This is a genomic window from Pseudomonas sp. NPDC090201 (assembly GCF_044746825.1).
Taxonomy (GTDB): Bacteria; Pseudomonadota; Gammaproteobacteria; order Pseudomonadales; family Pseudomonadaceae; genus Aquipseudomonas; species Aquipseudomonas putida_AD.
In genome coordinates, this window is sequence record NZ_JBIVCX010000003.1 from 136,336 (window position 1) to 147,985 (window position 11,650).

Below are 11,650 nucleotides of genomic sequence, written 5' to 3' on the forward strand. Positions count from 1 at the left end.
GGTAGAATCGCCGCCGAATTCCTGGGCTGTCAGAGCCTTTCCTGGTTGAGTTTGAGTCGCGCGCCATGCTGATTGGACACTACACGTTGTCGCTGGTCCTGGTTTCCATCGTGGTGGCAATCCTGGCGTCCTACACCGCCCTGGATCTTGCCGGACGCATCCAGGCATCGCGGGGGCGTTCGCGGCTGATGTGGATCGGCGGCGGGGCGTTGTCCATGGGCATCGGCGTGTGGTCCATGCATTTCATCGGCATGCTGGCGTTCCAGTTGCCTATCGACCTTGGCTTCGACCTCACCCTGACCCTGGTTTCCCTGCTGGTGGCCGTGCTGTCCTCGGGCTTTGCCCTGTGGCTGGTGAGCCATCGCCACGTGCCAGTGTTGCATGTGCTGTTTGGCGCGCTGGCCATGGGCACCGGCATCAGCACCATGCACTACACCGGCATGGCGGCATTGCACATGCAACCGGGCATCGATTACGACCCCACGCTGTTCGTCGCCTCCCTGGTGATTGCCGTGACCGCCTCGGGCGCCGCCCTGTGCATCGCGCTGCGCCTGCGTGGGCAGACACCCCACGTGCAGCTCTGGCGCGGCGGGGCGGCGGTGGTCATGGGCTTTGCCATCGTCGGCATGCACTACACCGGCATGGCCGCAGCGAATTTCCCCGAGGGCAGTTTCTGCGGCTCGGCGGTCACCGGCCTGCGCACCGACGGGCTGGACAAACTGGTGCTGGTGACCAGCCTTGCCGTGTTGACCATCACCTTGCTTACCTCGGTGCTGGATGCGCGTCTTGAGGCGCGCACCGCGCAGCTTGCGCACTCGCTGAGCGAGGCCAACCGCGAACTCACTCAACTGGCGCTGCACGACACCCTGACCGGGCTGCCCAACCGCATCCTGCTGGCTGACCGCATTGAGCAGGCCATGCGCAAGGTTGACTCCCAGGGCGGCCTGTTCGCGCTGATGTTCATGGACCTGGACGGCTTCAAGCCGGTCAACGATGCCTTCGGCCATCACGTCGGTGACCTGCTGCTCAAGGAAGTGGCCGCGCGCATGCGCGAGAACTTCCACCGCCACGACACCCTGGCCCGCATCGGCGGCGATGAATTCGTGCTGCTGGTGGAGCTTGAAGAAGTAGACGACGCCACCACCGTCGCTTCGCGTCAGGTGGCGCTGGTGGGCAAGCCGTTCAACGTACAGGACCACGACCTGCAAGTGACGGTCAGTATCGGTATCAGCCTGTACCCCGGCAACGGCCGCACCCAGCAGGAACTGCTGATGAACGCTGACGCCGCGATGTACCACGCCAAGAGCGCGGGGAAAAACGGCTACAGCTTCTTCGACGCGTCGATGAACACCAACGCACGCAATCAGCTGCAACTGTTGCAGGACTTGCGCGTCGGCCTGCGCGAGGGCCAGTTCTGCCTGCATTACCAGCCAAAATTTGCCGCAGGCTCGGGCGCACCGGTGGGCGCCGAGGCCCTGGTGCGCTGGAATCACCCGGAGCACGGGCTGTTGATGCCGGACAAATTCATCGGCCTTGCCGAAAAGACCGGCCTGATCATCAACATCGGCGAGTGGGTGCTCAATGAGGCCTGCCGCCAGATGCGCGTCTGGTACGACGCGGGGTACACCCACTGGCGGATCGCCGTGAACCTGTCGGCGTTGCAGTTCTGCCACGCAGGGCTGGTGAAAACCGTCGCCACTGCGTTGTCGGCCCACGGGCTGCCGGCCAACTGCCTGACCCTGGAAATCACCGAAACCACCGCCATGAGCGACGCCGATGCCAGCATGACGGTGCTGCAGAAGCTTTCCGACATGGGGGTGGACCTGTCCATCGACGATTTCGGCACCGGCTATTCGAGCCTGATGTACCTCAAGCGCTTGCCGGCCAACGAGCTGAAGATCGACCGCGGGTTCGTTCGCGAACTGGAACGCGACAGCGATGATGCGGCGATTGTCTCGGCCATCGTCGCCCTCGGCCAGGCGCTGAACCTGCGCATCGTCGCCGAAGGCGTGGAGACCACCAGCCAGCAGAGCTTCCTGACCCAACTGGGTTGCGACTCGTTGCAAGGCTATCTGCTGGGGCATCCATTGCCAGCGGACCGCTTCATGGCGGATATTAGCGCAGCGCAGAAACGGGTATCCGAGAGCACTCTCTGACGTTTACGTGTGACACCCCTCTAAGAAGCTTGGATTTTTAATCGGAAATTCCATGGATAAAAACCTCCTCATCACTGGCGGCTCCAGAGGTATCGGAGCGGCCACGGCAGTTTTGGCGGCATCACTGGGTTATCGCGTCTGCATCAACTACCTTTCCGATCACGCGGCGGCCGAACGGGTCTGCGGGCAGATTCGCGAAGCGGGCGGCCACGCCATTGCGGTCCAGGCCGACGTCAGCAACGAAGATGAAATCATTCGCCTGTTCTCCCGCGTGGACGCCGACCTTGGGCGCATCACCGCGCTGGTCAACAACGCCGGTACCGTGGGGGAGACGTCTCGGGTCGACACCATGTCCGAGTTCCGCCTGCTCAAGATCATGATGAGCAACGTGGTCGGCCCGATGCTGTGCAGCAAGCACGCGCTGTTGCGCATGTTGCCCCGCCATGGCGGGCACGGCGGCAGTATCGTCAACGTGTCCTCGGTGGCGGCGCGGCTGGGCTCGCCGGGCGAATACGTCGACTACGCGGCGTCCAAGGGTGCGCTGGATACCTTCACCATCGGCCTTGCCAAGGAAGTGGCGGGCGAGGGCGTGCGGGTCAATGCGGTGCGTCCGGGGTACATCTTCACCGAGTTCCACACCCTCAGCGGCGACCCGCAGCGGGTCAGCAAGCTGGAGCCGACCATCCCCATGGGCCGCGGCGGGCTGGCCGACGAAGTGGCCGAGGCGATCGTCTGGCTGCTGTCGGATAAAGCGTCGTATTCCACCGGCACCTTCATCGACCTGGGTGGCGGCCGCTGACCACCCGTGCCGCAACTCACATGAACTCGCAGATCCCTGTGGGAGCGGGCTTGCCCGCGAAAGCGTGAGATCAGTCTCCATCATGGTGCCTGACACACCGCTTTCGCGGGCAAGCCCGCTCCCACAGTCGTACGGCGCTCATGCCGGCAAGCCGGACTGCTACGACGCGGTGTGGCTTCCCATCATCGAGCGGATAATCTTGCCCAGAGTTTCCATCGCCCGCTCGCACGTCTCGTTCCAGGGGCTGCCGTAGTTCAGGCGGATGCAATTCTTGAAGCGGCGGGTGGGTGAGAACATCGGGCCGGGGGCGATGCTGATGCCTTGGGCCAGCGCAATCTGGAACACCTTCAGCGAATCGATCTGCTCCGGCAACTCCAGCCATAGGAAATACCCGCCTGACGGCTGGCTGACCCGCGTCTGCGGCGGGAAGTGCCGGGCCACGGCGCCCAGCATCGCCCGCAACTGATCTTCCAGGCTGTTACGCAGTTTGCGCAGGTGCCGGTCATAGCCGCCATGTTGCAGATAGTCGGCAATCGCGGCCTGGGCGGGCATCGAGGCGCACAGCGACGTCATCAGTTTCAGCCGTTCAACCTTCTGCGCATACCGCCCGGCCGCCACCCATCCCACGCGATACCCCGGAGCCAGGCTCTTGGCGAACGACCCGCAATGCAACACCAGCCCTTCGGTATCAAAGGCCTTGGCAGGCTTGGGCGCGTTCTGCCCGTAATAGAGTTCTGCGTAGACATCGTCTTCGATCAGCGGCACCTGATGCCGGCGCAGCAACTCGACCAGGTCCCGCTTGCGGTCCTGAGAGACGGTCGCCCCGGTAGGGTTCTGAAAGCTGGTCATGCTCCAGCAGGCCTTGACCGGATGGCGTTGCAGGGTCTGCTCCAGCACGGCCAGGTCAATGCCGGTCTGGGGATGCACCGGAATTTCCACCGCCTTGAGTTTCAAACGCTCCAGCACCTGAAGGCAGGCGTAAAAGGCCGGGGCTTCGATGGCCACTAGATCACCGGGCTCGGTCACGGCCTGCAGGCACAGGTTCAAAGCTTCCAGGGCACCATTGGTGATCAGCAATTCCTCCATGGGCAACACTTGTCCGGCGACCATGTACCTCAGCGCGATCTGCCGGCGCAGCACCGGATTGCCCGGCGACAAATCGCTGACCACCATGCTCGGGTCCATGTCCCGGGTGGCGCTGGCCAGGGAGCGCGCCAGGCGTTGCAGCGGGAACAGCCCGGCGCTGGGGAATGCCGAGCCGAAAGGAACAGTGTTCGGATCCTTGATCGATTCGAGCACGGAAAACACCAGCTCACTGACATCCACTTCGGTGCTTTCACTGACCTGATTCGCCGGCAGAGCCTCTGGGACTGCGGGTATTTCAAAGCGCTGGCTGGCGATACTTTCATTGACGAAGCTGTCGTTGACGAAATACCCCGAGCGGGGCCGCGCCCGAATCAGGCCGCGCCGTTCCAGCAGGTAATAGGCCTGGAACACCGTGGACGGGCTGATCCCGTGGGTCTGACTGGCGTAACGCACCGAAGGCACGCGCTGGCCGGAGGCAAGTACGCCGGAACGGATCATTTCGGCGATGTCGTCGGCAAACTTTTCATAACGCTTCATGGAGGGCTCGCGAATATTCGGTGCAGATGAGCACGGAATATGCGCGTCAGACTGTTTTCAGTACAGATGCAGTCTTAGCGATTAATACCGGATCAGTTCACGCCCCGCATGTTCGCCATATCCCCTGTAGGAGTGAGCTTGCTCGCGATAGCGGCAGATCAGACATAAATGCGCCTAACGATCCGGCCCCATCGCGAGCAAGCTCACTCCTACAGGTAAGGTGAACGGCATGGGATTTAGATCACCGGCGAATCCTCACCCGGCTCAACACCAATGGTGTGATGCCGCAGATCCTTGGCCTTGTACACCGTCAGCGCATCCGCTTCTGCCTCTGTGATCGGCACCTGTTTGCCGCCGATATGGGCCTCTGACATGTGGGTCTCGTCGTTGGTGGTAATCACCACATCCGCCACCGCGCTGCGGTATTGCGCGCCGTCTATGTAGGCAGAGCAGTATTCATGGGTACTGTCGAATTCCAGTGGCATGGTCGCGCTCCTTCAAGGTGTATCTAGGTGCGACTGCCAGGGTTTTGCATCGTTTCCGGATTCCGACCGCCAGCACTCCTGACGCTGGATGCGGTCCATTCTTCAACGGCATCAGAAGGAATGGCGATGAATACCTGGTGGCAAGAAGTCGTCGACACGTTGCAATCCGAGTTCTCGGACATTACTGATGCCAAACAGCTGACCCAGGTGGTGGTGCGTCTGGTAATCGCGGCAGTGCTGGGTGGCATTCTCGGCTTCGAGCGCGAACACAAGGGCAAGGCTGCCGGGGTGCGAACACACATGCTGGTGTGCATGGGCGCGGCGCTGTTCGTGCTGGTGCCTCGGCTGGCCGGTGCCGATGATGCAGCGTTGAGTCGTGTAGTGCAGGGGCTTGTTGCAGGGATCGGCTTTCTTGGCGCCGGCACCATCCTCAAGGGCGAGAAGCTCAGCACGGCCCAGGTCAAGGGCCTGACCACCGCGGCAGGTTTGTGGATGACCGCAGCCATCGGCATCGCCGCAGGCATGGGGCGGGAAATGACAGCGGTGGTAAGCACCGTTTTGGCGCTGGGGATCTTCAGTCTGGTGCCGTTGATTACCGATCGGTTCGAGCCGCCGCAGGACAGGGATTCACATCAACCTTGAGATCGCCACCGCCCCGTAGCAGCCAGGCTTGCCCGCGGGGCGATTCCAGATGCGCCCCGCCGGCAAGCCGTGCTGCTACACCACGCTCACTCCCACAACACCGCAGGCGGCTCCTGGCTGGGCGGATCGCCCTTGGGCGGTTCGATCACCGGTGGCATGGTCGGTGGCGGCGGCTCCTCGGGTTTGGGCACCGGCAATTCGGGGTCATCGATGTTCGGGTCGGGCGTTTCTGCGGGAATGGGAATGTTCATTGCTTCACCTTCCTGAGAGCGCAGGTTTGAACAGGCGGGAATACCGGATTTCAGCGCGCTTGCAGGGTTCGACAGCGGGTCTGTTTGAAGATTTCCGGCGATTTGCACGTGCTTTTCGATCCTGCGGCTAAGCTGGGCAACGGATCGAATTTTTGCGTCGCAAGCTCTTTGAACTTTTCCCCAAGGCAGGCTTCGGAACCTATGCGGCCAATTCCGGGCGGGTTCAGTCCGGTGGCCTTCCTTTACGTATCAAGGATTGGATGTCGATGGAAAGGACTCTTAACAAGGAGCGTCCCTGGGGCGTGAGGAGTGATGCTCGATGAATGTGACTGCTGATCAGCCATACGGCCCGGACTCTCTGGCCACCGATGTTCCCCACCCAACCCAGCCTTTACCCCTGACACAGGCCCTGCAACTGCCGCGCATTGTCATCGAAGACACGCAGCCGGTGATCGAGGCCGGCACGCTGGCGGCTAAGGCGATCATCGGCCAGCCGGTCACCGTGACCAGCAAGGTGTTTGCCGACGGCCACGACAAGATGTCGGTGCGCATTCGCTATCGTGCGGCAGACGAGCAGGACTGGCACAAGGCGCCGATGCGCGACCTGGGCAACGACAGCTGGATCGGCGAGTTCACGCCCACCAGCGTCAGCCGTTACCTGTTCCGGCTGGAAGCCTGGATCGACCTGTTCGCCAGCTATCGCTACGAGCTGGAGAAAAAATACGCAGCCGGTGTGCCCATCGGCCTGGAACTGGAAGAAGGGCGCCTGCACCTGGTGCATGCCGCCGAGCGCAGCCAGCATGAACTGCGTGGGCAGATCGACAGCCTGTTGCAGCGTCTGGGCGAAAATACCGACCATGAAGCGCAGGTGGCCTTGCTGCTCAACAGCGAAACTGCCGCGATCATGTCCCATGCCGACAACCACGCGTTCCTGAGCCGCAGCCTGGAATTCCCGCTGGACGTGGAGCGTGAGCTGGCCCAGTTCGCCAGTTGGTATGAGCTGTTTCCGCGCTCGATCACCGACGACAAGCAGCGCCACGGCACTTTCAACGACGTGCACAGCCGCCTGCCGATGATCCGCGACATGGGCTTCGACGTGCTGTATTTTCCGCCGATTCACCCCATCGGCCGCGCGCACCGCAAAGGCCCGAACAACTCCCTGAAGGCCGGTCCTGACGATCCGGGCAGCCCATATGCCATCGGCAGTGCCGACGGCGGCCATGAAGCGATTCATCCGCAACTGGGCAGCCGGGAAGACTTCCGCAATCTGGTCAAGGCCGCTGCCGACCACGGGCTGGAAATCGCCCTGGACTTCGCCATCCAGTGCTCCCAGGACCACCTTTGGCTCAAGGAGCATCCGGGCTGGTTCTCTTGGCGTCCGGACGGCACGATTCGTTACGCGGAAAACCCGCCGAAGAAATATCAGGACATCGTTAACGTCGATTTCTACGCGCCGGATGCCATTCCCAGCCTGTGGCTCGAGCTGCGCGACGTGGTGCTGGGCTGGGTGGAAGAGGGCGTGAAGATCTTCCGCGTCGACAACCCGCACACCAAGCCGTTGCCATTCTGGCAATGGATGATCGCGGACGTGCGCGCCCAGCATCCGGACGTGATGTTCCTTGCCGAGGCGTTCACCAAGCCTGCGATGATGGCTCGCCTGGGCAAGGTCGGGTACTCCCAGAGCTACACCTATTTCACCTGGCGCAACACCAAGGCCGAGCTGGCCGAGTACTTCACCCAGCTCAATCAGACGCCGTGGCGCGAGTGCTACCGGCCGAACTTCTTCGTCAATACGCCGGACATCAACCCCTACTTCCTCCATGATTCGGGCCGCGCAGGATTCCTGATCCGGGCGGCGCTGGCGACCATGGGCTCGGGTCTGTGGGGCATGTATTCGGGCTTCGAACTCTGCGAATCGGCGCCGGTTCCGGGCAAGGAGGAGTACCTGGATTCGGAGAAATACGAGATCCGTCCAAGGGACTTCACCGCGCCCGGCAACATCATCGCCGAGATCGCCCAGCTCAACCGTATCCGTCGGCAGAACCCGGCCCTGCAGACTCACCTGGGCTTGCGGATCTACAACGCCTGGAACGACAACATCCTGTTCTTCGGCAAGCGCAGTCATGACGGCAGCAACTTCGTGCTGGTGGCCGTCAGCCTCGATCCGCACAACGCGCAAGAGGCGCACTTCGAGCTGCCGCTGTGGGAAATGGGCCTGCCCGATGATGCCGCAACCTTTGGCGAGGACCTGATGACCGGCCACTCCTGGACCTGGTACGGGAAAACCCAGTGGATGCGCATCGACCCTTCCTATCAGCCGTTTGGCATCTGGCGAATCAAAGCCACACACCAATAACAGGACGCGAGTGGCCATGGCGAAGAAAACCCGGAACGCAGCCTTCATCGACGATCCGCTCTGGTACAAGGATGCGGTGATTTACCAGGTACATGTGAAGTCGTACTTCGACTCCAACGACGACGGGATCGGCGACTTTCCCGGCCTGATCGCCAAGCTGGACTACATCGCCCAGCTTGGCGTCAACACCATCTGGCTGTTGCCGTTCTACCCGTCACCGCGGCGCGACGATGGCTACGACATCGCCGATTACCGTGGCATCCACACCGATTACGGGACGATGGCCGACGCGAAGAAATTCATCGCCGAGGCGCACAAGCGTGGGCTGCGGGTCATCACCGAGCTGGTCATCAACCACACTTCGGACCAGCACCCGTGGTTCCAGCGGGCGCGACATGCGAAGAAGGGTTCCAAGGCCCGGGATTTCTACGTCTGGTCCGATGACGATCAGAAGTACGACGGCACGCGGATCATCTTCCTCGATACCGAGAAATCCAACTGGACCTGGGACCCGGTCGCCGGGCAGTACTTCTGGCACCGTTTCTACTCCCATCAGCCGGACCTGAACTTCGACAACCCGCAGGTGATGAAGGCGGTGCTGGAGGTGATGCGCTACTGGCTGGACATGGGCATCGACGGCCTGCGCCTGGACGCCATTCCGTACCTGATCGAACGCGACGGCACCAACAACGAGAACCTGCAAGAAACCCACAACGTCCTCAAGCAGATTCGTGCCGAAATCGACGCCAATTACCCGGACCGCATGCTGCTGGCCGAGGCCAACCAGTGGCCCGAAGACACCCAGCTGTATTTCGGCGATCGCAAGGGCAAGGACGGCGACGAATGCCACATGGCGTTTCACTTTCCGCTGATGCCGCGCATGTACATGGCCGTGGCTCAGGAAGACCGCTTTCCGATCACCGACATCCTGCGCCAGACCCCGGAAATCCCGGAAAACTGCCAGTGGGCGATTTTCCTGCGCAACCACGATGAGCTGACCCTGGAAATGGTCACCGACCGTGAGCGCGACTATCTGTGGAACTACTACGCCGCTGACCGCCGTGCGCGCATCAACCTCGGCATCCGTCGGCGCTTGGCGCCGTTGCTCGAACGGGACCGGCGCCGCGTGGAGCTCCTCAACAGCATGTTGTTGTCCATGCCAGGCACGCCGACCCTGTATTACGGCGACGAAATCGGCATGGGTGACAACATTTATCTCGGCGACCGCGACGGCGTACGCACGCCCATGCAGTGGTCGATCGACCGCAACGGCGGGTTCTCCCGGGCCAATCCGGCAAGCCTGGTGCTGCCGCCGATCATGGACCCGCTGTACGGCTTTCAGTCGGTCAACGTCGAGTCCCAGGATCAGGACCCTCATTCGCTGCTCAACTGGACGCGGCGCATGCTCGCCGTGCGCAAGCAGCAGAAGGCCTTCGGGCGCGGCACGCTGAAAATGCTTTCGCCGAGCAACCGCCGGATCCTGGCCTACACCCGTGAATACACCGGGCCCGACGGCAAGACCGAAATCATCCTGTGCGTCGCCAACGTTTCGGCGGCGTCCCAGGCTGCCGAACTCGAACTGTCCCATTACGCCGGCACGGTGCCGGTGGAGATGCTCGGCGGCAGCGCCTTCCCACCCATTGGCCAGCTCAATTACCTGCTGACGTTGCCTCCTTACGGCTTCTACTGGTTCTTGCTGGCCGCGGAGAATCAGATGCCCAGTTGGCACGTCGAGCCGGCCCAGAGCATGCCGGACTTCCCGACCCTGGTGCTCAAGCAGCGCCTGGAAGAATTGCTCGAAGAACCCCTGCGCCAGACCATGGAGCAGACCTCGTTGTCGGTCTACCTGCCCAAGCGCCGCTGGTTCGCGGGCAAGGGCACGGCCATCGACAAGGTGCACATTGCCTACGCGGTGCGCTTCGGCACCACCCAGCGGCCGGTGCTGCTGAGCGAGATCGAAGTTTCTGCGGGCGGCGAAGTGGCCCGCTATCAGTTGCCGTTCGGCTTTCTCGCCGAAGATGATTTCAGCAGCGCCTTGCCTCAGCAACTGGCGCTGGCGAGGGTGCGTCGCGGGCGGCAGGTCGGGCTGATTACCGATGCCTTTACCCTTGAGCCGTTCATTCGCGCGGTGATCGCGGGCATGCAACAGCAGACCGTCCTGCCCACCGGCGACGGCGAACTGCGCTTCCAGCAGACCTCGCAACTGGCGCCGCTGGGACTCAACGACGAGTCCGAGGTGCGCTACCTGTCGGCCGAACAGTCCAACAGTTCGGTGGTGGTTGGCAGCAGCCTGGTGCTGAAAATGATTCGCCGGGTCAGTGCCGGTACCCACCCTGAACTGGAAATGGGTGCCTACCTGACCGAAGCCGGCTATGCGCACATCTCACCGCTGCTGGGCGCCGTGGTGCGGGTCGATAATGAAGGCCAGAGCAATCTGCTGATGATCGCCCAAGGGTATCTGAGCAACCAGGGCGATGCCTGGGAGTGGACGCAGAACAACCTGGAACGCGCCGTGCGTGACGAAATGGCCCACGGGCGCTCGGACCTTGAACAACACTCCAATGCGTTGATCGAACTCAAGGATTTTGCTGCGCTGCTGGGGCAACGTCTGGGCGAAATGCACGTGGTGCTCAGCGCGCCGACCGACAACCCGGACTTCAAAACCGAAGTCACCTCGGTCAAGGACGCACAGGCCTCGGCGCACAGCGTTTCGGCGCAGGTCGAGCGTGCATTGGGGCTGCTTGAGCAGCATCGCGATTCGCTGGAGGCGGACGACCAGCAACTGGTCGGCGAGTTGCTCGGCCAGCGCAAGGCGCTGCTTGCACAGGTGCAGACCCTGGCCAAACAATCGGTCGGCGGGCTGCGCATGCGCGTCCACGGCGACCTGCACCTTGGGCAGATGCTGGTGGTCAAGGGTGATGCCTATCTGATTGATTTCGAGGGCGAACCTGCCCGGCCGCTGGAGGAACGACGGGCCAAATACAGCCCGTTCAAAGATGTCAGCGGCGTGTTGCGATCTTTCGACTACGCTGGCGCCATGGCCATGCGAAATGCGCTGGCGGCCGACACATCGCCCGCCGCCAATGCTGCGCGCGAACAGGTCGCACAGATCTATCTACAACAGGCGCGGGAAGCGTTCCTCGGTGGCTACAACACGGCCACCGCCGACGTCGCCCACGCCTGGAAGGATGCCAAGGGAGAGGCCGCTGCACTGGCGTTGTTCACCCTGGAAAAAGCCGCTTATGAAGTGGCCTACGAGGCCGAGAATCGGCCGACCTGGTTGTCGGTACCGCTTCAAGGCTTGCGCGGGCTGTTGAACTTGTCTGATGGAGAATGAA

At 62.3% G+C, this 11,650-nt stretch carries 8 protein-coding genes; 5 read left to right on the forward strand and 3 right to left on the reverse strand.

The annotated features are described in order from the left end of the window. The first annotated feature begins 65 nt into the window (after positions 1-65). Complete coding sequence (locus ACIPOO_RS10705) at positions 66-2,156, forward strand: putative bifunctional diguanylate cyclase/phosphodiesterase (protein WP_400606570.1); 2,091 nt, start codon at positions 66-68, stop codon at positions 2,154-2,156. A 52-nt stretch (positions 2,157-2,208) separates the two neighbouring features. Then, positions 2,209-2,955 carry an SDR family oxidoreductase gene (locus ACIPOO_RS10710; protein WP_274131115.1) on the forward strand — a complete coding sequence of 249 codons (747 nt, stop codon included), beginning with the start codon at positions 2,209-2,211 and terminating at the stop codon, positions 2,953-2,955. A gap of 159 nt (positions 2,956-3,114) precedes the next feature. Here the strand turns inward: ACIPOO_RS10710 and mapR are convergent, their stop codons facing one another. Both mapR and ACIPOO_RS10720 read right to left on the reverse strand, forming a co-directional pair. After that, positions 3,115-4,578 carry a GntR family transcriptional regulator MpaR gene (mapR, locus tag ACIPOO_RS10715; RefSeq protein WP_400606572.1) on the reverse strand — a complete coding sequence of 488 codons (1,464 nt, stop codon included), beginning with the start codon at positions 4,576-4,578 and terminating at the stop codon, positions 3,115-3,117. Positions 4,579-4,814: 236 nt separating this feature from the next. After that, positions 4,815-5,063, reverse strand: coding sequence for a DUF3203 family protein (locus ACIPOO_RS10720; protein WP_400606574.1), 249 nt, complete (start codon positions 5,061-5,063; stop codon positions 4,815-4,817). A 126-nt stretch (positions 5,064-5,189) separates the two neighbouring features. On the opposite strand from ACIPOO_RS10720, the gene ACIPOO_RS10725 reads away from it, so the two are divergent. After that, positions 5,190-5,705 carry an MgtC/SapB family protein gene (locus ACIPOO_RS10725; RefSeq protein ID WP_400606576.1) on the forward strand — a complete coding sequence of 172 codons (516 nt, stop codon included), beginning with the start codon at positions 5,190-5,192 and terminating at the stop codon, positions 5,703-5,705. An 86-nt stretch (positions 5,706-5,791) separates the two neighbouring features. Here the strand turns inward: ACIPOO_RS10725 and ACIPOO_RS10730 are convergent, their stop codons facing one another. Then, positions 5,792-5,956, reverse strand: coding sequence for a hypothetical protein (locus ACIPOO_RS10730; RefSeq protein ID WP_274131111.1), 165 nt, complete (start codon positions 5,954-5,956; stop codon positions 5,792-5,794). Between the two features lie 319 nt (positions 5,957-6,275). Here ACIPOO_RS10730 and ACIPOO_RS10735 point away from each other — a divergent pair, with 319 nt between their 5' ends. Beyond that, positions 6,276-8,312, forward strand: coding sequence for an alpha-1,4-glucan--maltose-1-phosphate maltosyltransferase (locus tag ACIPOO_RS10735; protein ID WP_400606579.1), 2,037 nt, complete (start codon positions 6,276-6,278; stop codon positions 8,310-8,312). A 16-nt stretch (positions 8,313-8,328) separates the two neighbouring features. Continuing rightward, positions 8,329-11,649, forward strand: coding sequence for a maltose alpha-D-glucosyltransferase (gene treS / locus ACIPOO_RS10740; RefSeq protein WP_400606581.1), 3,321 nt, complete (start codon positions 8,329-8,331; stop codon positions 11,647-11,649). Position 11,650: the final 1 nt, after the last annotated feature.